Genomic DNA, 23,769 nt, shown 5'->3' with positions numbered 1-23,769 from the left:
CGATATGGCGCTCGCCCAGCGCAACGCGCTTCTCCGCTTCAGCCAGCTCCGCCAGTCTGATTGCACGGTCCATGTTCGAACTCCACTGGGTTTGTTGACATCCTCCCATGACGAGCCGGCTGGCGATTGACGCAGATCAACCGCAGCGAAGACTTCCTGCGCATTTGCGATCGAGACGGAGGGGCAGCGCAGCGGCCTGAGCTCACGCTGCCGCGCGGACGGCCTGCCAGAGCGCCAGCACCTCCTCGCGCGCGATATTGCGAGTGATGAACACGATGCGCGAACGGCGGTCAGCGTCGGGCCATTTTGCGAGCGCCACCGGCGGATGAAAAACGTGGTGCACGCCGTGGACTGCGACCGGCGTCGGCTCATCGCGGAGGTTGAGAATACCCTTGACACGCAGGAGGTCCTCGCCTCGCCCTGAGCGCAAATGCGCAAGCCAGTTCGAGACCGCCATCCAGTCGAGTGGTTCGTCGAAGGCAAGCACGAAGCTGGCGATCGATGCGTCGTGATGGTGATGGCCGTGGTCGTGGTCATGGTCGTCGTGCGCGTGCTGTGCCTGACGAGGCGCCACGAAGGCCTGTTCGTTGAGCCAGCGTGCGACATCGACCGTCTTCTTCTCGGGATCCATGAGACCGGCGCCAAACAGCCGCGCCGGATCGATGTCGCCTTGTGCCACGCGTTCGATTCCGGCACTGGGATTGAGTCGGCGCAGGCGCGCCTCCAGCGCGGTGGTGTCGCCGGCAAGATCAGACTTGGTGATCAGCAGCCGGTCGGCGAGCGCGACCTGCTTCACCGCCTCGTACTGACGGTCGAGCTGACGCGGCGCGTTGACGGCATCCACCGTGGTCACGACGGCATCGAGCCGGAGAAAATGCGAGACCAGCGGATTGTTCAGGAGGAGCTGAACGATTGGCGCGGGATCGGCGAGACCGGTGGTTTCGATGAGAATACGGCGGAATGGCGGCACCTCGCCGCGATCGCGCCGCACCAGCAGCCCACGCAGCGTCGCCTCGAGGTCGCTGCGGACGGTGCAGCAGATGCAGCCACTCGCAAGCACGGCGACCTCGCCATCGACGCGCTCGACGAGGAGATGGTCGAGGCTGACTTCACCGTATTCGTTGATGATGACTGCGCTGTCCTTCGCGTCGTCGTGGCGCAGCACATGATTGAGCAGTGTCGTCTTGCCGCTGCCGAGAAAGCCGGTGATCAACGACACCGGAAGCCGCTCGGCGGATTTGTCGCTCTCGAACAGGCTCATCAATGCCCCTCACCTTGCCGTCTTATTTTTGTCGCTGGACAACAACTTAACGTAGGAGGAGCATGCCGAAAACAATTTAGAGCCCAGCTTCTCTGGGCCACAACCTGGGAGAGTAAAATGCCTAATGAAATCAAGGGCGAAGAACAGCAAGGCGGCATGACTACGACAGATCGTCGGACCTTGCTCCGCACGGCAGGCATCGCCGGCGCCGCAAGTGCAGCCCTCGCGGGCACGATGCACGGCAAGTTCTCGCTCGCCCCGGTCAGCGAAGCCCAGGCGCAGACCCCCACCTCCATGCCCAAGGGAACAGACAAGCCATGGTGGCCCTCGAAATGGGGCAAGGATGACGAGGCCGGGGCTTCGAACCACATCACGGCGGAAAAAGTTCTCGACGCGGTGAAATGGATCAAGGACGGCAAGATCTACAAGATCGGCCGCGTCTATGAAGGCGGAATGCCGTTGTTCGGTCCGCGCGTATTCACGCTGCGTATTCCAGGCAGTCCGACCGGCGGTCCGTTCGGCGACAACAAGATGGTCTATCACGACGAGTTTCTGACCACCGAGATCGGCCAGACCGGCACGCAGTTCGATGGTCTCGGCCACATCGGCATCCAACTCGGCAAGGACGGCGACAAGAGCGAGATGCGATTTTACAACGGACATACCGCGGCAGAGATCAGCGACGCTTATGGCCTCAAGAAGCTCGGCGTCGAGAAGCTCAAGCCGCTGTTCACCCGCGCCCATCTCATCGACATGGTCGCGCTCAAGGGCGGAATGATGGATGCCGGCCAAGAGATCACCTCGGCCGACATCAAGGCGGCGCTCGCCAAGCAGAACATGTCGGAGAGCGACATCAAGCCGGGCGATGCGATCATGTTCCACACCGGCTGGGGCTCGCTCTGGATGAAGAACAATGATCGCTTCAACAGCGGCGAGCCGGGCATCGGGCTGGACGCTGCGCGATGGGTGATCGAAAAGGACCTCGCGCTCACCGCGGCCGACACCTGGGCGGTCGAAGTGGTGCCCAATCCCGACAAGTCGCTCGCTTTCGTGGTGCATGCCGAGCTGCAAACCAAGCACGGCATCCACAATCACGAGAACCTGATCTTCGACGAGCTGATCGCCGACAAGAAATACCAGTTCGTCTATTGCTTCACCCCGGCCCCCATCAAGGGCGCCACGGGAAGCAACGGCTGCCCGATCGCGATTACCTGACGACCACACATCGGCGCGCGGGCGGAAGCACCGCCCGCGTGTGCTTTGTCAGCCGCGACGGATCAGCATGCCCAAGAGCGGATTCCAGACGGTATCGTTGCTACAGTCGGCCGTTTCGCCGCGTTCATAACGAGATACAGACGATGGTGTTGGACGCCAGCCGTGGATGCGCACGTATGCTGAGGCCGCAATACCAAGGGAATTGTCTGCTGTGGGCTTAAAAAAAATGGGGCGAGAAACTCCAGCCATCCGCACTGACAGCATTCACGCTGCCACGATCTTTTCCTCTCGTGCCTGATTGGCGTTAGCAGCTTGTTGTGGCTGCACCAGCTCGTTCGAGCTGGCCGTGCATTCCCTGAAATGCTCGTGCACGGCTGCATCTGCGGCATGCTCCCAGTATTCCGCTTCAGCGAGCAGCTTCCAGCATCTGTCAGGACGATACGCCGCGCTCTGTCGGCAGAGCGAAGCCATTGCACGCAGGCGGCGCACGGTCTCCATTCTTTCCTCCCGTTCTTTTCGGCTTGCTTTCCTGCCGTGTTTTCCCACAGCTTATTTTCTATTTCTGCATCTGAGCCATCATGATTATGATCTAGAACTATTTTTTTCGCTCCTCGATTAACCCATCGGACGAATGGTTACCGCGCTTGTTGCGATCCGGTTTCGGTTCCCCTTCACATCGATTTCGAATGCTACTCTCGCCGCCCCAGTCTCCGTATTATGACGACCTCCGATCGGGGACATCATGAACCGACGCCGGCTTTTTCTCAGATTTGTCCTTGCCGCTAGCCTCGCGGGCGTCCCTCGCGCGCCGGCCGCGGCCGACGGCAAGCGCGTAGCGCTGGTGATCGGCAACGGCGGCTACAAAAGCGTACCAGCGCTGCCCAACCCACCCAACGATGCCGCCGACGTCGCAGCCGCGCTCAGGCGTCTCGGCTTCACGGTCACCCTCATCGCCAACGGTTCGTTCGACGAGATGCGGCGCGGCCTGATCGCTCTCGGCCGCGATGCGGCGGGCGCCGACATGGCGGCGGTGTATTTCGCCGGCCACGGCATGGAAATCAACGGAGAGAACTGGCTGATCCCAATCGATGCGGAACTGAAGAAGGACACCGACGCGGCGAACGAGGCGATCAGCCTGCGCAGCGTGATGTTGCAGGTGTCGAGCACCACGAGCCTCGGCCTCGTTGTCCTCGATGCTTGCCGCAACAATCCTTTCGCCGCGAAAATGCAGCGCTCGCTGGCGCTACGCGCGGCAGCAACCAGCGGCCTCGGCCGCATCGAGCCGGCCGGCAACGTGCTAGTCGCCTATGCCGCGCGCGACGGCACGACCGCGCTCGACGGCGACGGCCGTAACAGCCCGTTCACTGCGGCGCTGTTGCGGAACATCGAGACGCTGGGAGTCGAGATCACCTTCATGTTCCGCAACGTTCGCGACGACGTCATGGAGGCAACACGCAACGAGCAGCAGCCCTTCGTCTACGGCTCGCTCTCGCGCCGGGCGATCTATCTCGCGGGCGCGCCGTCTGCGGCCGAGCAAGAGGCCACGAAACAGGCAAATGCCGCACCATCGGCCGCGGCTACACCAGCGCCCGTCGCATCAGCCATCGACCCTGCGCTGGTCGGCACCTGGGAGATCATGGTGCCGAATGCTCGCGGCACGTCGCGCTGGACGTGGCGCATCATGGGCGATGGCACCTATACGTTCCACGCCGAAGGCCGGCGCGCCGCGCCGGCGCATGAAGGCACGATTGCCGCCATGAACGGCCACTGGTCGCTGCACGCCTTGAAAGGTCTCTCGGGTTACGCCGACGCCGGCTCCTATGAGGTCCGCGACGCCACCGCCGTCATCACCGGCAGGCTCGGCACCGGCTACTGGAAGCGCAGCCTGCAGTGAGGCACCCCGCCCGCGCGTCGAAACCGCGCGTGCATTTCGTCCCGCGATGCACATAGTTAGCAGAGCGTAACGGCAGTGACGGTGCTGAATTTGCCTCGGAAACAGCTATCTGCTCCGTCCACTATCCCTAACGCCGTCTCAACGGCGCACAACGCCAGTAGAAATGCGGGGGTTTCCCATGGCCCCGTGAGGTTCCTTCATGGAACCCGCCTAACCCGCCCTTTACCCCTCCTGTGCACGATCGCCCGCGATTCAAAGGATTTTCACGGGACACTTTCGCGGACTCTGGGGCTCGTTTCTCAATGCCTGTTGCTGATTTGAGATCTCACCTTGCGGCGGCGGTGCGCCTGTTTCGCGTGCCCGCCGACAATCCTGATCTGACGCGGGCCCAGTTTGACGCCTTTTCCAAGCAAATTCCGCTGCTCTACTTCATCCTGATCACCAACACGCTCGCCGTGGCCTACACCTACGTGCCGCTCGCCCCGGTCTGGCTGACGATGGTGGTGCCTGCGGTGCTGACCGTGTTCGCGGCCTTGCGGACGTTCTGGTGGCTGCGCCAGCGCCATCTCGTGCGTAGCGATGCAGACATCCTGAGCAACCTGCGCGCCACCAACTGGCTCACGGTTCCGATCGCGGTGGGATTCACCGCCTGGTCCTTCGCGCTCTACCCATACGGCGATCCCTTCGCCAAGAGCCACGTCGCCTTCTACATGGCGGTGACCGTGATCGGCTGCATCTTCTCGCTGATGCACCTCCGCTCCGCCGCCCTGATCGTCACACTGCTCGTCGATATTCCCTACGTCATCTTCTACTTCGCGACGGGCGAACCAACGCTGATGGCGATAGCGGTCAACGACCTCCTGGTGTCGGGCGCGTTGATAACAGTGCTGTTCATCTATTACCGCGACTTCGCCGACCTCGTCGCATCCCGCAAATCGCTGCTTGCGCAACAGGCGGCGACGCAGGCGCTCTCGGACGAGAACTTCCGCCTCGCCAATCTCGATTCCCTGACGGAGCTGCCGAACCGCCGCCGCTTCTTCGCCGAGCTCGCCAGCGCCTTCGGCGATGCCGAACGCCGGCAGATCCGGCTCGCGGTCGGGATCATCGACCTCGACGGTTTCAAGCCGATCAACGACAATTACGGCCACACCGTCGGCGACCGCGTGCTGATCGAGGCAGGCCGGCGCATCCGCGAGGTCTGCGAAGCTTTTGGCCCGCATCGGGTCGAGTTCGCGCGGCTCGGCGGCGACGAGTTTGGTCTCGTGGTGAGCGGCGATCCCAGCGACGAGGATCTCGCCGAGATCGGCGAGCGGATCGGCGACCGCGTCAAGCTGCCCTATCAGCTCGACACGTCGCACACCGGACTCTCCTGCTCAATCGGGTTTGCGCTGTATCCGCGCTCCGCAACGGATGCCGAAGCCCTCTACGAATGCGCCGACTATGCGCTCTATCACGCCAAGCGCCACGCGCGCGGCCACACCGTGATCTTCTCGAGCGAGCTGGAAGCGGAGATCCGCAGCCGCGGCGTCATCGAGAACCTGCTGCGCATGGCCGACTTCGACGCGGAGATGGAGCTCGTCTTCCAGCCGATCGTCGATGCCATGAGCGAGCGCACTGCCGGCTTCGAGGTGTTGGCCCGCTGGCACTCACCGCGACTAGGCCTCGTCTCGCCGGCCGACTTCATCCCCGCCGCCGAGCGCATCGGTCTGATCCGCAGCCTGACGCAGGCGCTGCTGGTTCGCGCGCTCGCGGCGGCCAAGACCTGGCCCGACGATATCAGCCTGTCGTTCAACCTCTCGGCCCACGACATCTGCTCATCCGACGGCATTTTGCCGCTGATCGCAGTGATCGAGAAGAGCGGCGTTCTGCCACAGCGGATCGATTTCGAGATCACTGAGACCGCGGTCACCTTCGATTTCGTCCGGGCGCAGCAGTCGATCGCCACCCTGAAAGCGATGGGCTGCGGCATCTCGCTGGACGATTTCGGCACCGGCTATTCCTCGCTCAGCCACGTCCACCGCCTGCCACTCGACAAGATCAAGATCGATCGCAGCTTCGCCGCCGACGTCAACGACAATCCCGTGAGCCACAAGATCATCAAGTCGCTGACGGGTCTGTGCGCAGACATGGAGATCGCCTGTGTCGTCGAAGGCGTCGAGACACGCGCGCAGCTCGAAAGCTTACGTCGCCTCGGCTGCGATTACATCCAGGGCTACTATTTCGCAAAGCCGATGCGAAGAGATGCGGTCTCGGGCTATCTTGCTGAGGAGCGCCAACGCCTCGGCGACGACGTCGCGCGCGCGAGCGCGTGAGCCCTCTTCGCCGATCGCCTCAACGCGGCTTCAAAAGCTCGCGCGCAACGATCAGTTTCTGGACCTCGGTCGCGCCCTCGTAGATTCGCAGCGCGCGGATTTCGCGGTAGAGGCTCTCGACGATTTCGCCCTTGCGTACGCCGCGTCCGCCGAACATCTGCACGGCGCGGTCGATGACGCGCTGGGCCGTCTCGGTCGCCGTCAGCTTGGCCATCGCCGCCTCGCGCGTGGTTGGACGCCTCTGAACGTCGCGGCGCCAGGCCGCGCGATAGGTCAGGAGCGCTGCGGCGTCGATGTCGGTCGCCATGTCGCCCAGCGCGGCCTGGGTCAGCTGGAGATCGCCGAGCGTCGCACCGAACATGTGTCGGCTCTGCGCATGCGATAGCGACTCATCGAGCGCGCGCCGCGCAAAACCGAGGGCCGCGGCGGCGACCGAGGCGCGGAAGATGTCGAGCGTTTGCATTGCGAGCTTGAAGCCGCCGCCAGGCGCGCCAAGCCGACGGCTCGCCGGAATCCGGCAGTTCGTAAAGCGCAACGTCGCCAGCGGATGCGGAGCGACGACGTCGATACGCTCGGCAATGGCAAAGCCTGGATCGGTGGGGAAGACGACGAAGGCCGAAATACCGCGAGCGGCCGGCGCCTCTCCGGTTCGTGCGAACAGCGTGTAGACATCGGCGATGCCGCCGTTCGATATCCAAGTCTTCTCGCCGTCGATGACGTAGTCATCGCCATCGACGCGCGCCGCGCACGACATCGCCGCAACGTCCGACCCTGCTTCCTTCTCCGACAGTGCGAAGGCCGACAGCCATTCGCCCGATCGAACCTTTGGCAACACGGCCTTGCGCAGCTCCGCCGAGCCGCCGAGCGCGATCGCGCCGGAGCCGAGCCCCTGCATGGCGAAGGCGAAATCGGCGAGCCCGTCAGCATAGGCGAGCGACTCGCGCGACAGGCAAATCGAGCGCGAATCGATCGTCGTCGCATCGCCATCAGGCGTAGCGACCGCGCAATCGAGCAACCCCGCCTCTCCCAAAGCTCGCACGAGCCTGCGGCAGGCGCCGTCGACATCGTCGTGGTCGATCCTGTCGAGGGCCCCCGACCGCACGAAGCCGTCGAGCGCATCACCGACCGCATGATGGCGCGGCTCAAAGAACGGCCAATCCAGCCAGTCGCGCCTGATCACCTTGGCAACAGAGCTCATTTTGAGTTCTCCTGCGCGGCCATTGCTGCGGCGCGGGCGAGATTGGTTTCATATTGGCCCTTGGCGGACAGATATTGCTTGGGCCAGGTGACGGCGGTGATACCGATGCGCGCGGCTTCGTGCAGCGTCCAGGCGGGATCGGCAAGGTGCGGCCGCGCAATGGCGCAGAGATCGGCGCGGCCTGCGGCGAGGATCGAGTTGGCGTGATCGGCCTCGGAGATTGCACCGACCGCGATGGTCTCAATACCAACCTCGTTGCGGATCAGGTCGGCGAACGGCGTCTGATACAGGCGTCCATAGATCGGCCGATCGTCCTTCCAGACCTGCCCCGACGAACAATCAATCACGTCTGCGCCCGCTTCCTTGAACAGCGCAGAGAAGATCGCCGCATCGGCCGGCGTGTTGCCGCCTTCGGTCCAGTCGTGGCAGGACAGGCGCACCGATGCGGGACGATCGGAAGGCCACACGGCGCGCATCGCGCTGAAGACCTCCAGCGGAAAACGCGCACGGTTGTCGTGGCTGCCGCCGTATTCGTCGGTCCGCCGGTTGGTCAGCGGCGACAAGAAGCTCGACAGCAGATACCCGTGTGCGCAATGGAGTTCGAGCCACTCGACGCCAGCTTCGGCCGCGCGACGCGTTGCCGCGACGAAATCGTCGCGCACGCGGTCCATGTCGCGGCGATCCATCGCCCGCGGCAGCTGGCTGTGGGGCAGGTAGGGCAGCGACGACGCAGAGATCAGCGGCCAATTGCCCGATTCCAGCGGCTCATCGATGCCGTCCCATGCGAGCCTCGTCGATCCCTTCCGTCCGGCATGACCAAGCTGAATGCCGACTTTGGCGTGTCCGAGGCTGTGGATCAGGTCGACGAGGCGGCGCCACTGCGCCGCTTGCGCGTCATTCCAGAGGCCGAGACAGCCCGGCGTGATACGCGCATCGGGCGAGACGCAGGTCATCTCGGCAAAGATCAGCCCAGCACCGCCCATGGCGCGCGCGCCGAGATGGGCAATATGGAAGTCGTTGATGAGCCCATCCTGCGCCGAATACATCGCCATTGGCGAGACCATGATGCGGTTCGCAAGGCCAAGCCCCCGCACGCGGTGCGGCGTCAGCATCGGCGGCGGCACCCGGTCGCCGTCCTTGACGGCGATGCCCGAGCGCGCGGCAAACCAGCGCTCAAACCCTTCCAGCCAGGTGCGATCGCGCAGACGAAGGTTCTCGTGGCTGATGCGCTGCGAGCGCGTCAGCATCGAATAGAAGAACTGCGGCGGCTCGAGCGTGTCGGCATAGCGCCGCCCGACTACCTCGAACCATTCCATGGCGTTCCGTGCCGCATTTTGGATGCGGGCAACGTCGACACGGCGCACCTCCTCGTAGGCTTCCAGCACGGTCTCGATCTTGTCGCGACTGTGGCCATGGCGGTCGAACTGGTTGGCGAGCTCGATGGCGTCGTCGAGCGCGAGCTTGGTGCCCGAGCCGATCGCGAAATGTGCGGTGTGCGCGGCATCGCCCATCAGCACGACATGGGAGCGGCCGTTGAACACGCTCCATTTGCCGCAGATCAGGCGGCTGAAATTGAGCCAGGCCGAGCCGCGCAGATGCCGGGCGTTGGTCAAGAGCTCCGCACCGTCCAGTGTCTCGGCGAAGATCTTTTCGCAGAATTCGATCGAACCCTGCTGGTCAAGGTCGCCAAGCCCATGGCCGCTGTAGGCCTCTTCCGTAGTCTCAACGATGAAGGTCGAGGTTTCACTATCGAACTTGTAGATATGCGCCTGGAACCAGCCGTGTTCGGTCCGGCGAAAGTCGAACGTGAAGGCATCGAACGCCTTCTTGGTGCCCAGCCAGATATAGCGGTTCGGCCGGATCACCATGTCAGGCTGGAACTGTTCGGCGTAGCGGGCACGGATCCTGGAATTGACGCCATCGGAGGCGATGATCAGGTCAGCATCGGGGAATTCGAGATCGGACTCCACATCGCGCTCGAAGACGAGCTCGACGCCCAGCGCCTCGCAACGTCGCTGCAGGATGTTGAGCAGGTGCTTGCGCCCGATGCCGATGAAGCCATGGCCCGTCGTGCGCTGGCGCGTCCCCTTGAAGACGAGCTCGATGTCGTCCCAGTGATTGAAGGCGTCCTCGATCTCGGTAGCGCTTTCGGGATCGGCGATCCGCATCGCCTGCATCATGGCGTCGGAGAACACGACGCCCCAGCCGAACGTATCGTAGGGCTTGTTGCGCTCGACGACGGTGACGACGTGCTCCGGGTGACGGCGCTTCATCAGAAGGCCCAGATAGAGCCCGGCCGGTCCGCCGCCGATACAGACTATGCGCATGATCCCTCGCTTTCGCGCGCCGCGCCGTGGGAGAGCTGCAAACCCTGTCAAACCCTAGGGCAAATTATTTTAAGTATAAAATATTTCGCCGGAACGCGGATTGTCAAGGGACTTCTCGGCCGCGCCGCCGAGCTGGTTTCTCGCGACGGGCGGTGAGCAGGCTGTCTTGTTCCTTAGCCGAACCGATCCACCCGGAATGGCGACAGATCCCACGCGCCATTTCCTCCCTCGACGAGGCCAGCGACGATGAGGCTCGTCACGCCAGCCAAGGTCATGCCGAGATGTCCGTGGCCGAACGCGTGAATGAGGTTCGGATGACGTCGGCTCGGCCCAATGATCGGCAATGAATCCGGCAGCGAGGGACGGAAGCCCAACCATTGCGCCTGTGGCGGGCCCAAATCAGGAAATAATTTGCGCACGCCGCGCTCGAGAAGTGCGGTTCGGTTAGGGTTTAACGGCGCATTCAGGCCGCCGAGCTCAACGGTGCCGGCGACCCGCAACCGGCCGACCATCGGCGTAATATAGAAACCAAGATCAATGGGGCTGACGGGCCTCCTGATTGGGCAAGCGTCCATAGCGAATTCGAGGTGATAGCCGCGCTCTGTTTCAAGTAGGACCTCATCTCCTACTTGCCGCGCAAGGGTTCGCGACCAGGCACCTGCCGCAAGAACAACCTTCCGCGCCTCGATCGCAAGATCGCGGCAAACTAACCTGAATCGGCCGGAGACCTGTGGCTCGATCCGTTCCACGCGGACACGTTGAAACGAAGCGCCATGGAATCGCGCAGCATCCGAGAGCCGCCGGGTGAGTTCGGGCGGATCGACGATGTGGGCGGCATCTGGGAAGAATAAGCCTGCCGCCACGCGAGGAAGCGCAGGCTCTAAGCGCGCAACATCTTCCGAGGTGAGCCATTCCTGCTTGACGCCCAACTCTTCTCGCAATTGGGCCGCCCAATCGCTGTTCTTCGGCGGCGGCTTTTCGCGATAGATGTAGAGGCAGCCCTCATCGCGGATGAGATCCGAAACATCGGCTTGGTCAGCCAGATCGTGCCAGGTCTGCGCGGCCTCCCTAAGCAAGCTCTGCAGCGCCCGGGCATTGCACCGCGCCCGCCTTGGAGTGGACTGCCAAAGGAAACGCGACACCCAGGGAAGCAGCGAGAAAAGAGCGGTCGGCCGGATGGCGAGCGGACTTTCCGAACCCAGGAGTAGATGAGGCAAGTTGCGCAGAACGTCGGGATTGCCGATCGGGGCACAGCCGTAAGGCGCGATGGCGCCGGCATTGCCGTAGGAGGCGCCGGAACCTGGATCGTTGGGATCGACGACGACAACGTCTCGGCCGGCCGCTGCCAGCCGAAACGCCGCAGCAAGCCCGACGATGCCGGCGCCCACGACAACGATGTCCGTTTTGATCAAGGCGGCGGCCATGACGCTTCAGACCGCACCGGAGATTTCAAGGTGGCCGTCATTCAAGAGGCCGGCGATGATCGCCAGTGCCTGCCGCAGGTCGCCGAGCGATGGCGCGGCTCCTAGATTGATCCGGACGGCATGGACCAGCGTCTCGCGCCCGACGGCAAAGGCGTCTGCGGGCAGCACGCCGACGCCACGCTGACGGCAGGCCCGAGCGAAGGCACCGCTCCGCCATGGTTCGGGCAGATGCAGCCACGCGTGAGGCGACGCCTCGTGGCTCTGAACATCGTATTCCGCAAGCGCATCGCGCAAGACGGCCTGCCTTCGCCGCAGCTCCTCGCGCTGAACTTCGATAATTCTCGCTGCGCCGCCATCCTCCAGCAGATTCGTCGCAATCAGCGCCGTGAGCGGACTGATGCTCCAGCAATCGATGCGCAGCGCGGCCGCTATATTGCCGAGAACGGCACGTGGCGCGACCACCAATCCAAAACGCAGACCAGGTGCGACGCACTTCGAAAGGCCACTGACGTAGACGGTCAGCTCCGGCTCGAGCGCCGCAAAAGAGGCAGCGGCCCCATCAAGCAGCGGCCGATAGACATCGTCTTCGATGATCAGCACATTGTGCCGGCGCGCGACGCCTGCGAGCGCAAGACGGCGCTCCTCGCTCAAGACCACCGTTGTAGGGTTGTGCAGGCTGGGGACGAGAAAAACGGCGCGCGGTCGCCAGCTCGCGCAAGCCGCTTCAAAAGCATCCGGCCGCATACCCTCCCGATCAAGCGGTAGACCACGCAAGTCGAGGCCCAGCGATCGGCATAGGGCGCTGATGCCCTGATAGGTGATCGAATCCGCCAATACGACATCGCCGCGCTGCGTCAGGGCACGCAGAACGCAGGCGAGGCCGTGCTGCGCGCCATCGGTCAGAAGCACGCGGCCGGCATCGCCATCACCAGCCACGCCATTCAGCCATTCGGCGACCGCGGTGCGCGCCCACAGTGGCCCCTCCGGCGGATGATAGTCCTGCAACGAGCCGTACCGGCGGTCCCTTGCGAGGCGCGGCAGCATTGTCGTCAGCGTATCCAGATAGGCGGAGGTGGCGGGTCGGTTGACCGACAGATCGATCAGGCCCGCCTCATCGCTGGGAGCGGATTTGAAACCACCCTCCTCCGCGTCGCGCGAAGCGATGAGCGTCCCGCGGCCGGGACGAGCTTCGACGAGCCCACGCTGCTGCAAGGCCGAGAAGGCGCGCGTCACGGTCGTGACATTGATGCCGAGCGCACGCGCGATTTCACGATACGGGGGCAGCTTGTCGCCGCTCGCCAGTTCGCCGCTGGCGATGCGCGCGCCGATGGCATCCGCCAGACGTTGATAGAGCGGTTGATCGCCGGCCGGCAGTTCCAGATTCTCAAGCATTCCTTTTCCGGCGTCCCGGAGTCCTCGTTTGCCCGCGTTTTCTTATCACACGGCCCGGCGCCATACAAATAATCTTGTATGCACCGAATCTGAGCAAAAAGAGCGAATTTGGTCGCATTGTATGACGTATAATTGGAGTTGACCGCACGATCCGTCGAATATATCGTCACCCAAATCCAAGTTGTATGGCATTACAACTTGACAAGCACCGCGAACAGCAGCGCCTCGACGCGATCTCTCGCAAAGGGGCCGAAGCACGGGGAACGGTCATGACGATGGCGGCAAAGGTTGCGGGCGCACCTGCAATTGGGGGGCAAGCGGACGCCAGATTCGTCGAGTTCGTCGACGTCGAGAAGTCCTACGGTACGTTTCGCGCAGTCCGTAGTCTGAACTTGTCCATCGGTCGCGGCGAGTTCCTGACGCTGCTCGGCCCGTCTGGCTCGGGCAAGACGACCACGCTGAACATGTTGGCGGGATTTGAACGGCCAACCCAAGGCGTCATCACCTTGGACGGGAAGTCGGTCGACCGCCTGCCGCCCTATGAGCGCAACATCGGCATGGTGTTCCAGAACTACGCCCTGTTTCCCCACATGAGCGTAGCCGACAACGTCGCTTTTCCCCTTTCCGTCAGGAAAATGCCCAAGCAGGAAATCGCCTCCCGGGTCATGCGCGCGCTGGAGATGGTGCGCCTGGGGCAATTCAAGGATCGCAAACCCACTCAGCTGTCGGGAGGACAGCAGCAGCGCGTCGCGCTGGCTCGCGCACTCGTATTCCAGCCGGCGCTCGTCCTGATGGACGAACCACTCGGCGCTCTCGACAAGAAGCTACGCGAGCACATGCAGATCGAGCTGAAGCAAATTCACGAAATGCTCGGCGTCACGATTGTCTACGTGACCCACGATCAGAGCGAAGCGTTGACGATGTCGGATCGCGTCGCGATATTCGAAAGCGGAGCCATCGTTCAGATCGGCACGCCCGATCAACTGTACAAGGAGCCGGCGACCGCGTTCGTGGCCAGCTTCATCGGCGAGAACAATGCGCTCGAGGGCGTTGCCGAACGCGTCAGCAACGGTCAGTGCCTCGTTGCGCTCCCGACGGGATTGCGAGCGACCGCACGATCCATCGGCGACATCCGCCCCGGCGCACCGGTGCATCTCGCGATTCGCCCGGAGCGCATCGGATTGTCCGCTACTACGGGAGGAGCGGAGAATCATTTCCGGGCCAAGGTCGACGGCCGCATCTACCACGGCGACCATCAGCGCCTGCTCGCGCGCCTGCCGAGCGGACAGGTTTTGACGGTGAAGATCGACGCGGAGGCGGCGCTCGCAACAGGCGACACGATCGATCTTTGCTGGCCTGCCTCGGAATGCCGGGCCTTTCCGACCGGCGCGTCCGCCAATGCAGTTTAGTAAGCTCAGGGAGATACCCATGACACGAGTGTGCAGAACGGCCTTAGCCTTGGCGAGCGCGGCGATCGTTTCGCAATGGCAGCCCGCGAACGCTGAGGAGCTTACGGTCATGGCGACAGGGGGCGCCTGGCAGACCGCGCTGCGTCAAGCTTGGTTCGAGCCCTTCGCCAAGAAAGCCAACATCAAACTCAACGAGCAGGAATACACGGGCGAGCTTGGCAAGATCAAAGCAATGGTCGAGACCGGCAATGTCCCTATTGATCTCGTGACCGTCGAAACTTCGACGGTTCTTCAGGGCTGCGACGCAGGGGTCCTGATCCGTCTCGACTATTCAAAGATCGCCGACCGGTCGAAATTCCTCCCCGGCACGGCACTCGATTGCGGCGTCGGTATCGACGTTTACGGCGACGTTCTTGCCTATGACACGACGGTGCTGAAGGAGGCCCCGACTTCGGTTCTCGACATTTTCGACACGAGGAAGTTTCCTGGCAAGCGCGCCATGCGCAAGGCGCCAGCGCAGAATCTCGAGTGGGCGCTGATGGCCGACGGCGTGCCGATCGACGACGTATATAAAGTACTGGCGACCCCGGCCGGCGTCGATCGCGCCTTCAAAAAGCTCGACAGCATCAAGAAGGACATCGTTTGGTGGGAGGCTGGTGCACAGCCGCCGCAACTCCTGGCTTCGAAAGAAGTCGTCATGACGACCGCGTGGAACGGGCGCATTCAAAACGCAATCGACCAGGATCAGCGGCCATTCGTGATCGTTTGGAATAACCAGATTGTCGAGTACGACATGATCGCGATCCCGAAGGGCGCCAAGAACCAGGATCTGGCCTACAAATATCTCGCCTACGCCGCCGAGCCCGAGGTGAGCGCGCAGTTGGGCCGCTTCATCCCCTATGGCCCGGTGCGGGCCGACGCAACTGCATTCGTCCCCAAAGAAGTTCTGCCGAAGCTCCCGACCGCGCCGGATCACATGAAGACCTATCTGGTGAGCGACGTCGAATTCTGGGGCGACCAGGGCGAGGACCTCGTGAAACGCTTCAACGCGTGGCTCGCCCAGTAGGCGGCAATCGCCTGACGCCCGGCTCATGGCGGATGCAAGGAGCGCAAGATGACATCGATCGCAATGCCCGCAATCAGGGGAAGAGAGCACAGCGAGAGCCTTCGTCCGCTGGCGCTGGCTGCCCCGCTCCTGCTGCTGTTGATCTTCAGCTTCGGTGCGCCGATTGTCGCACTGCTCTCACGAGCCGTTTATGAGCCGACGATCGCCAATGCGTTGCCGCATACCATCGATGCGCTGCGTTCGGATAACGGAGCGGGCGTGCCGAACGACGCTGCGTTCCTTGCTCTTGCAGCGGACCTTAAGCAGGCGCAGGCAGCGGGTGCGGTCCCTGAGTTCGCCAAGAGCCTCAACACCCGCCTGCCCGGCGCGCGCAGCCAGGTGCTACGTCTCGCCCGGCTGGCAAGCCAGGATCAGGCGACAAGCAAGGAGGCAATAATCAAGTCAGCGCCGCTCCTCGGCGAAGCGAAAAGCTGGACGGCGATCCGGGCGGGAACGCATCGGTTTACCTCGTTTTACCTTCTCAGCGCCTTCGATTTGCGGTGGACGGACGAAGGAACGATTGGCACGGTTCCCTCCGGCCAGGCGGTTTTCTTGCGCGTATTTGGTCGGACCTTTCTGGTCGCCACGCTCGTTACCCTCGCCACTTTGGCGCTCGGCTTTCCCCTCGCCTACCTGATCACCCACCTCCGTCCGGCAACTGCCGCGGTGGTTCTCGTTCTGGTTCTGCTGCCGTTCTGGACGTCGATCCTTGTCCGAACGGCTGCCTGGACGGTACTGCTTCAGAAATATGGCCTCCTCAACGATCTCCTGCTGTGGCTCGGCCTGACATCGGATCGTCTCGAATTGATGTACAGCCGCGCGGGACTGATCATCGCGATGACGCATATCCAGTTGCCCTTCACGCTGCTCCCGATTTACAGCGTGATGCGTTCGGTCCCCCCATCGCTGATGCGCGCCGCGCAATCGCTCGGCGCCCGCCCACTCACCGCTTTCTGTCGGGTCTATCTCCCGCAGGTCGTTCCGGGCGTTCTCGCCGGCTGTCTGCTCACCTTCATTTTGTGTCTCGGCTATTACATCACGCCGGTCCTGATCGGTGGGGCGAGCGACCAGTTGATCAGCAACTTCATCGCCAACTACGTCAACGCGGAACTGAATTGGGAGATGGCGGCGGCGCTCAGCTTCGTCCTGCTCGCCTCGACCCTCGGCCTCTATGTAGCCATGACCCGTTATCTCGGTCTCGATCTCTTCAAGATGGGGTAAAGCCATGCTGCTTTCGCCATATCCGACCACCGGCGAACGGCTTCGCGTGGCCGCGCTCTGGTTCTGGTGCGTTCTCGTCCTCATCTTTCTGGTCGTGCCGATCTTCGTACCCGTGCCCCTCTCCTTCAACAGCGGATCGTTCTTTACCTTCCCGCTCGCCGGATTCTCGACCCGCTGGTACGAAGTCGTGCTCGGTACGCCGCGCTGGCGGGCTGCTATCGGCAATAGTCTGCTGATCGGCTTCGGAGCGACCATCCTGGCGACGATACTCGGGACCCTCACCGCGATAGGCCTGTCAGACCCGAAATTCCCTGCGCGCCGTTTCGTCGTCCCACTGCTGATCTCGCCGCTGATCGTCCCGGTCGTGGTGACCGCTGTCGGCACCTATCTCTTCTACGCCAGAATCGGTCTCGCCAATACTTACGCCGGGATCGTTCTTGCTCACACGGTCCTTGCAAGCCCGTTCGTCGTGGTGACCGTCGGTGCCAGCCTCACGGGCTTCGATCGGAATCTGATGCGTGCGACGGCGATCCTGGGCGCCAAGCCGCTCACCGGATTCTTTCGGGTGATGCTACCGCTGATCCTGCCCGGCGTGCTCTCCGGGGCGGCTTTTGCCTTCGTTACGTCATTCGACGAGGTCGTCGTCGTGCAATTTCTCGCCAATGCAGATCAACGAACTCTACCGCTCGAGATGTTCACCGGCCTGCGCGAACAGCTAAGCCCGGCCATTACCGCCGCAGCGACGCTGATGATGGCGCTATCGATCCTGCTTTTGATCGTCGCCAATCTCCTGGCGCGGCGCTCGCGCCGGGACGCCGGCGTCCTCGCTGAATGAAGACGTCTGACAAAACGTCTCACGCCATGAGGAGCCCCGCATGTCTTACAGCACGACGCTTGGCGGCACACGCTGGACCTTTGCGGATCTGAAGACGCTTCTCGGCAAAGCGTCGCCGGCCCGCTCCGGCGACGTGCTGGCTGGCGTCGCGGCTCAGAGCGCCATCGAGCGCGTGGCCGCTCAAACTGCGTTGGCCGATCTTCCGCTCAAGACCTTTCTGAACGTTGCACTCATTCCTTATGAGGAGGATGAGGTTTCGCGCCTTATCTACAACAGTCATGACCTCGCGGCCTTTGCGCCGATATCGCATTTGACCGTCGGCGAGTTTCGGGAATGGCTCCTGGACGAAAAGACGACAACGGCCGATCTCACGCGGCTTGCTCCGGGGTTGACGCCCGAAATGGTCGCCGCCGTTTCCAAGATCATGCGCGCGCAAGATCTAATCGTCGTCGCCGCCAAGTGCCGTGTTATAACGGCCTTTCGCAACACGATTGGGCTTACGGGCCGCCTATCCACTCGTCTTCAGCCAAACCATCCGACTGACGATTCGCGCGGCATCGCTGCCAGCCTCCTCGATGGGCTCATGTTCGGCATTGGCGACGCCGTGATCGGCGTCAATCCTGCGACAGACGGCTTGGACGACTACATGCGGATCGTTGCCTTGCTCGACGACGTCAGGCAGCGTCTCGATATCCCGACACAGACCTGCTGCTTGGGTCACCTCACGACGGCGATGCGAGCGATCAGCGCAGGCGCCCCCGTCGATCTCGTCTTTCAGTCGATCGCCGGCTCGGAAAAGGCCAATCGCAGTTTCGGAATTGATCTAGCGCTGCTCGCGGAGGCCAATGACGCCGCACTCTCCCTGGGCCGCGGGACTGTCGGTCGAAACGTAATGTATTTCGAGACGGGACAGGGCAGCGCCCTCTCCGCCGACGCCCATTTCGGTGTCGATCAGCAGACGATGGAGACACGCGCGTATGCCGTGGCCAGACGATTCAATCCGCTCCTGGTCAACACAGTCGTCGGCTTCATCGGCCCGGAATATCTCTACAACGGCAAGGAAATCACGCGAGCCGGCCTGGAGGATCATTTCTGTGGCAAGCTGCTTGGCCTGCCGATGGGTTGCGACGTCTGCTACACGAACCATGCGGAAGCCGACCAAGATGACATGGACGCGCTGCTCACGCTGCTGAGCGCCGCCGGCGTCGCCTTCGTCATCGCCGTTCCCGGCGCAGACGACGTCATGCTGAACTATCAGAGCCTGGCGTTCCACGACGCTCTCTACATTCGCGGAACACTCGGAAAGCGAACCGCTCCCGAATTCGAAGCGTGGCTGCAGCGCGTGGGCGTCATCGATCAGGCCGGTCGAGCGCTCGAAAAGTCCCCCACCTCCGCGATCGCGCCAGCGATCACACTGATCGAATCGATGGTGGGCTGATGCAGGACGACCGGTCAGATAGCGGCGATCGAGCTCCACAAGCGAGCGGCGGACTGGAGCGCCTGCGTAGCTTCACGCCCGCCAGGATCGGATTGGGACGAGCCGGCTCCGGGCAATCTACCGTCGCGACGCTCAACTTCCTGGCTGATCACGCACGCGCCAGAGACGCCGTCCATATCCCCCTCGATTTCGAGCCGCTCGAGGAACGCCTGCGCGCCCAAGGTTGGAGTATTGTACGGATACGCACCGCCGCGAACGATCGAGCCGAGTATCTTCGTCGCCCTGATCTTGGGCGACGCCTTTCGTCGGAAGGACGCGAGGTTCTGAAAGCGCAGCCAGCCGGCGGCGACGTCGTGATCGTCGCTGCCGACGGTCTTTCTTCGTCGGCGATTGCGGGAAATCTCGCGCCGCTCGTCGAGCGCCTTCGACTTCTGTTGCTGGCCAGAGGGCTCAGCCTTGCCCCGTTTGTGCTCGTCGAGCAAGGCCGCGTCGCTGTCGGCGACGAGATCGGCGAACTGCTGAACGCCAAGCTCGCCATCGTTCTGATTGGCGAGCGTCCTGGCCTTTCGGCAGCCGATTCCCTTGGCGCCTATATCACATGGCGACCACGCGTCGGCACGATGGATTCGTCTAGAAACTGCATCTCTAATATCAGGCCGGACGGACTGCCAATTGAGGACGCCGCCGCACAGATCGACGCCTTGGTCAGCCGCGCGATTTCGCATGGGGTGACCGGGGTTGCCCTAAGTGACCTGCGTTCGTCTGCAGCTGTTTCCATCCCAGCTTCAGGGAGCTCTAAGCAGGCGGATTCTCGCAACGGCCCCTGACTCGACGTGTCGGGATGGCACCTTGGCGATCAGCTGCAAGTTCTTGTGCTAGGCTATGGAGTGCGAGCTGTGACGCGTGCAGTCAGTGGCTCCGCCGCACACGCCCGGTAAGCTATCCCTTCGAAACGCCAGAAAGTTACAGAGTCAGTCGCTCCGCAGCGGTCGCATGTCAATCGCTCCTCGCCGAGCATGTAGCGTCCGCGGAGCGCGGAAGCGGCATTTTTGCAAGACGGACAAACCAATAAGAAATTGCGCATACGCCAGCGCATCACCAGACTATCCAACACCTTCGAACGCCCCTTCGTGAGTTCTCGTAGAGGTGGAGATTAGCGGACCTTTGCACGCCTGAATGTTCGATTGCTAACACAGGAACCGCGATCACTTGCCCAGGCGTCGTAGTGGCGTTCTTTTCAGGAAGTGGTTACTCTGGGCAGAACCGCGAGAGAGCAATGAGCGATGACGCGAAAGATGCAGGCCTTGTGGCGCTGATCAGCGGCATTCTGGGCGGCAAGTCCACGAAAGAGCAAGCTTCAAGGTCGCATCCGCTCGAGGCTGCCCAGTCAGCGCCGACGAGCACGACCGCGCCTCAGGTGCCGGAGATACCGCCAACGCTCCAAGAGGAGCCCGTGACCTCCTCCGCGCCGCAAACGAAGCCAATTGCTCCCATGTCAACCAGCGGCCACGATGAAAAACGAGCGCGACTGCCGGCTGTGGCGATCGCCGACCTTGTTCTTGGCGAGCTTCGCAAAGTAGATGGCTTTCCGAACTCAGGCGTCTCGATCGTCGTCTACGGGTATCGGCCATGGAATGCCATGATCAGGTTCGCCCCGTTCTCGACCACTTCCCAAAATGCAGCACGGCTGCGATACGCTTTGCCCGACGTCATCTTCAGGCTGCGGCAGTACGTCGACGTCGAAAATTAGGTTCTGCCGGCAAATTACCGGTCGGCAATCGAGCTTTCGCTCACGGCCTGACTTCCTATGATGAGACATCAGCGCGAGTTTGCAGGTCGGAACGAGCTAGCACCGCTCGCATCTTGGCTCGTGACGCCTCGAAAGCAATGATGGCGCGGGAAGCAACTCTCTCGCGCGTCGTCTCGGTGAGCTCATCGCGATACGACCGGCACTCGCGGGTCAGGTCGAACTGCGACTGATCGGCAAGACCAAGGAAGTACAATTTGCGGCCAAGAAAAACGCGGCTCTCCTTGTCGGCATATTCGAGAATACCGGCCGCCAGCATCAGATTAAGGGACGGCGTCGGCCTGACGGCCGAGGACGATTTTGCCTTGTCGCTTTGCTTCTGCGAGTGCTGTCGAGCAGCTTGAAGCGCAAAATCGCCGTTGATGGAACCAGCAGGCTACGCGTCAAATCGGCAACCGTCCGGCTTGCCGTTTGATTTTTTGTAGCCCTGCCGCTTGCTTGCTGGCTACGGTCAGGGCCTCCCAGTCGCGCGCTGCGATCGCTTCGGGCCTGAGCATCCAGGAGCCGCCGACGCAGATCACGTTGGGAAGTGCGAGATAGTTCGGGGCGGTTTCTGGCGTCAGCCCGCCTGTCGGGCAAAACTGCAGTTGAGGTAACGGAGAAACCAGCGACTTCAGATAGGGAATCCCGCCGGCGGGCTCGGCCGGAAAGAATTTCGCAAATTGATAACCGCGCGCGATCAGTGCCATGGCCTCGGAAGCACTGGCCACTCCAGGCAGAAGCGGCATCCCCAAGGCACCCGCCGCGTTGAGCAAGGCGTCTGTCGCACCGGGCGACACCGCGAAGCGCGCGCCGGCTTCACGCGCCGCCTCCAGCTGGTGTGGGCTGAGCACCGTACCGGCACCGACGACCGCGCCCTCGACTTCAGCGGCAATGATGCGGATCGCTTCGAGTGCGGCCTGCGTGCGCAGGGTCACTTCGATGACGGACAAACCACCGGCGACCAAGGCACGCGCCAATGAAGTGGCGTCGACCAGCTTTTCGATCACCACGACTGGAACGACCGGCGCGCGGCACAAAATGTCCTTGAGCCCGCTCTGCGGAAGGAGGGTCGTCATGCGTTCAACCCTGAAAAAATGCTGGCACCGCGATCTGCAGGGCCGACGGACGCGCGCAATTGGGAGAAGAGCTCTCGGCCGATTCCGACGTGCGAGGCAGACAGATCTTTGCTGGCAAGCGGACGGGCCGCCCATTCGTCGGCAGGCACCCGAACGGTCAACGTTCCCGCGACTGCATCCATGCGGATGAAGTCACCGTCGCGGATTTTGGCGACCGGGCCTCCGTCGAGCGCTTCGGGCGTGAGATGGATTGCAGCGGGCACCTTGCCTGAGGCGCCCGACATCCGGCCGTCGGTGACAAGCGCAACCTTGAAGCCGCGATCCTGCAAGACGCCGAGCGGCGGCATCAGCTTATGGAGTTCCGGCATGCCGATCGCGCGCGGGCCCTGAAAGCGGATCACGGCGATGAAATCGCGATCGAGCTTTCCGGCCTTGAAGGCCGCCTGCAACTCCTCCTGCGAATGGAACACCAGCGCCGGCGCTTCAACGACATGCCTTTCAGGTGCAACCGCGGAGGTCTTGATGACCGCCCTGCCAAGATCGCCTTCGAGAATCCGCAAGCCGCCGGTTGGGCTGAAGGGCCTCTCGATGCCGCGCAGTATCGCATCGTCGGCGCTCGTGGCCGGCCCTTCGCGCCAGACGACTGCGCCAGAGTTGCTGAGGATCGGCTCCTGGCGGTAAGAGGCCAATGTCCCGGCAAAGGCGGTTGCCGCGTCCGCATGCAGCAGACCCGCGTCGAGCAATTCACGGATGACAAAGATCGTGCCGCCGGCAGCATGAAACTGGTTCACGTCAGCCTGGCCATTCGGATAGACCCGCGCCAGCAACGGGGTGACTTCGGCTACCCGTTCGAAATCGCGCAGGTCCACCGTCAATCCCGCCGCCGCCGCCATGGCTACGAGATGGATCACAGCGTTCGTCGAACCACCTGTGGCGGCGATGCCCGCCATCGCATTGACGAAAGAGCGCTCGTCGATCATGCGGCCGACAGGCAAGAACTGCGAGCCCAAGGCACTGAGGCCGATGACCTGCCGGACCGCTTCTCTGGTCAGGGCCTCGCGCAGGATCGTGTCCGGATTGACGAAGGATGCACCTGGCAACTGCAGGCCCATGAATTCCAGGAGCATCTGATTGGTGTTGGCCGTGCCGTAGAATGTGCAGGTGCCGGGCGCATGATAGGATCGCGCCTCGACTTCCAGCAGAGCAGCTCGATCGACCTTGCCCTCGGCGAAGAGCTGGCGAACGCGGTTCTTCTCGGCGTTTGGGACGCCCGAAGGCATCGGTCCCGCGGGAATGAAGATCGCCGGCAAATGCCCGAACGACAAAGCGCCGATCACAAGGCCAGGAACGATTTTGTCGCAGATGCCGAGAAGCGCGACGGCATCGAATGTTTGGTGCGACAAAGCGACCGCAACCGACAGCGCAATGACGTCGCGTGAAAACAGCGAAAGCTCCATTCCGGCCTCGCCCTGGGTGATCCCGTCGCACATGGCGGGAACACCGCCCGCGACCTGGGCGGTCGCGCCGATCGCGCGCGCTTCCGACCGGATCAGCTCCGGATAATGCTCATAGGGCTTGTGAGCCGAGAGCATGTCATTGTAGGCGGTGACGACGCCCAAATTTGGCTTCACACCCAGGCGCAACGCATCCTTGTCGTTTGCCGCGCAAGCGGCGAAACCATGCGCCTGATTGGCGCAACCCAAACGTTGGCGATGAGGCGCGGCGGATGCCGTGCTCGCGATGCGATCGAGATAGCGCGACCGCGCATCGCGGCTGCGCCGGACGATCGCCTCGGTGACCTCGCCGATTCTTGCGTTCAAAATGGCCATGCCTGGTCCTCAGTCTCTTGCGTGAACCGCCTTGAGTTCAGTGT

At 62.7% G+C, this 23,769-nt stretch carries 19 protein-coding genes; 10 read left to right on the top strand and 9 right to left on the bottom strand.

The annotated features are described in order from the left end of the window. Nucleotides 1-202: 202 nt before the first annotated feature. Nucleotides 203-1,261 carry a CobW family GTP-binding protein gene (locus SO180_RS31895; protein ID WP_449382791.1) on the bottom strand — a complete coding sequence of 353 codons (1,059 nt, stop codon included), beginning with the start codon at nt 1,259-1,261 and terminating at the stop codon, nt 203-205. A 117-nt stretch (nt 1,262-1,378) separates the two neighbouring features. On the opposite strand from SO180_RS31895, the gene SO180_RS31890 reads away from it, so the two are divergent. Then, a complete protein-coding gene (locus tag SO180_RS31890; RefSeq protein ID WP_449382790.1) occupies nt 1,379-2,476 on the top strand; it encodes a cyclase family protein in 1,098 nt (365 codons plus the stop codon). Nucleotides 2,477-2,740: 264 nt separating this feature from the next. Here the strand turns inward: SO180_RS31890 and SO180_RS31885 are convergent, their stop codons facing one another. Next, the gene (locus SO180_RS31885; RefSeq protein WP_449382789.1) at nt 2,741-2,974 is read right to left on the bottom strand and encodes a hypothetical protein; all 234 of its coding nucleotides are present in this window, start codon (nt 2,972-2,974) and stop codon (nt 2,741-2,743) included. A 244-nt stretch (nt 2,975-3,218) separates the two neighbouring features. On the opposite strand from SO180_RS31885, the gene SO180_RS31880 reads away from it, so the two are divergent. Beyond that, entirely contained in the window at nt 3,219-4,370 is a 1,152-nt protein-coding gene (locus tag SO180_RS31880) for a caspase family protein (RefSeq protein ID WP_449382788.1), read from the top strand. A 302-nt stretch (nt 4,371-4,672) separates the two neighbouring features. Beyond that, nucleotides 4,673-6,682, top strand: a complete 2,010-nt coding sequence (locus SO180_RS31875) for a putative bifunctional diguanylate cyclase/phosphodiesterase (protein WP_449382787.1) — start codon at nt 4,673-4,675, stop codon at nt 6,680-6,682. Between the two features lie 19 nt (nt 6,683-6,701). On the opposite strand, the gene SO180_RS31870 is transcribed toward SO180_RS31875, so the two are convergent. The 4 genes from SO180_RS31870 to SO180_RS31855 form a co-directional block, all read right to left on the bottom strand. After that, nucleotides 6,702-7,880 carry an acyl-CoA dehydrogenase family protein gene (locus SO180_RS31870; RefSeq protein WP_449382786.1) on the bottom strand — a complete coding sequence of 393 codons (1,179 nt, stop codon included), beginning with the start codon at nt 7,878-7,880 and terminating at the stop codon, nt 6,702-6,704. Continuing rightward, on the bottom strand, nt 7,877-10,207 hold the full coding sequence (locus SO180_RS31865; protein ID WP_449382785.1) for a bifunctional salicylyl-CoA 5-hydroxylase/oxidoreductase: 2,331 nt from the start codon (nt 10,205-10,207) through the stop codon (nt 7,877-7,879). The genes SO180_RS31870 and SO180_RS31865 overlap by 4 nt, the downstream gene beginning before the upstream one ends. Before the next feature lie 173 nt (nt 10,208-10,380). After that, entirely contained in the window at nt 10,381-11,631 is a 1,251-nt protein-coding gene (locus tag SO180_RS31860) for an NAD(P)/FAD-dependent oxidoreductase (protein WP_449382784.1), read from the bottom strand. Nucleotides 11,632-11,637: 6 nt separating this feature from the next. Then, nucleotides 11,638-13,023: an aminotransferase-like domain-containing protein gene (locus SO180_RS31855; RefSeq protein WP_449382783.1), complete on the bottom strand. Its 1,386-nt coding sequence runs from the start codon at nt 13,021-13,023 to the stop codon at nt 11,638-11,640. A 275-nt stretch (nt 13,024-13,298) separates the two neighbouring features. On the opposite strand from SO180_RS31855, the gene SO180_RS31850 reads away from it, so the two are divergent. The 7 genes from SO180_RS31850 (at nt 13,299) to SO180_RS31820 (ending at nt 20,781) form a co-directional block, all read left to right on the top strand. Beyond that, nucleotides 13,299-14,432, top strand: coding sequence for an ABC transporter ATP-binding protein (locus SO180_RS31850; protein ID WP_449382793.1), 1,134 nt, complete (start codon nt 13,299-13,301; stop codon nt 14,430-14,432). 109 nt (nt 14,433-14,541) lie between these two features. Next, nucleotides 14,542-15,498, top strand: coding sequence for an ABC transporter substrate-binding protein (locus SO180_RS31845; protein WP_449382782.1), 957 nt, complete (start codon nt 14,542-14,544; stop codon nt 15,496-15,498). Nucleotides 15,499-15,546: 48 nt separating this feature from the next. Continuing rightward, nucleotides 15,547-16,758, top strand: a complete 1,212-nt coding sequence (locus SO180_RS31840; protein ID WP_449382781.1) for an ABC transporter permease — start codon at nt 15,547-15,549, stop codon at nt 16,756-16,758. 4 nt (nt 16,759-16,762) lie between these two features. Further along, complete coding sequence (locus SO180_RS31835) at nt 16,763-17,593, top strand: ABC transporter permease (protein WP_449382780.1); 831 nt, start codon at nt 16,763-16,765, stop codon at nt 17,591-17,593. A 40-nt stretch (nt 17,594-17,633) separates the two neighbouring features. Beyond that, nucleotides 17,634-19,031: an ethanolamine ammonia-lyase subunit EutB gene (locus tag SO180_RS31830; RefSeq protein ID WP_449382779.1), complete on the top strand. Its 1,398-nt coding sequence runs from the start codon at nt 17,634-17,636 to the stop codon at nt 19,029-19,031. Then, nucleotides 19,031-19,858 (top strand): ethanolamine ammonia-lyase subunit EutC, encoded by an 828-nt coding sequence (gene eutC / locus SO180_RS31825; protein WP_449382778.1) that lies wholly within the window; start codon nt 19,031-19,033, stop codon nt 19,856-19,858. Before SO180_RS31830 ends, eutC begins: the two co-directional genes overlap by 1 nt. A 449-nt stretch (nt 19,859-20,307) precedes the next feature. Then, nucleotides 20,308-20,781, top strand: a complete 474-nt coding sequence (locus SO180_RS31820) for a hypothetical protein (RefSeq protein WP_449382777.1) — start codon at nt 20,308-20,310, stop codon at nt 20,779-20,781. Between the two features lie 55 nt (nt 20,782-20,836). Here the strand turns inward: SO180_RS31820 and SO180_RS31815 are convergent, their stop codons facing one another. The 3 genes from SO180_RS31815 to edd all read right to left on the bottom strand — a co-directional run bounded on the left by SO180_RS31815 (nt 20,837) and on the right by edd (nt 23,725). Beyond that, nucleotides 20,837-21,097 carry a hypothetical protein gene (locus SO180_RS31815; protein WP_449382776.1) on the bottom strand — a complete coding sequence of 87 codons (261 nt, stop codon included), beginning with the start codon at nt 21,095-21,097 and terminating at the stop codon, nt 20,837-20,839. A 124-nt stretch (nt 21,098-21,221) separates the two neighbouring features. Continuing rightward, nucleotides 21,222-21,896 (bottom strand): bifunctional 4-hydroxy-2-oxoglutarate aldolase/2-dehydro-3-deoxy-phosphogluconate aldolase, encoded by a 675-nt coding sequence (eda, locus tag SO180_RS31810; RefSeq protein WP_449382775.1) that lies wholly within the window; start codon nt 21,894-21,896, stop codon nt 21,222-21,224. Continuing rightward, on the bottom strand, nt 21,893-23,725 hold the full coding sequence (gene edd / locus SO180_RS31805) for a phosphogluconate dehydratase (protein WP_449382774.1): 1,833 nt from the start codon (nt 23,723-23,725) through the stop codon (nt 21,893-21,895). Before edd ends, eda begins: the two co-directional genes overlap by 4 nt. Between the last annotated feature and the right edge of the window lie 44 nt (nt 23,726-23,769).

It is taken from the genome of Bradyrhizobium sp. UFLA05-112, assembly GCF_053572325.1.
This window is presented reverse-complemented; position numbering and strand designations above follow the sequence as displayed.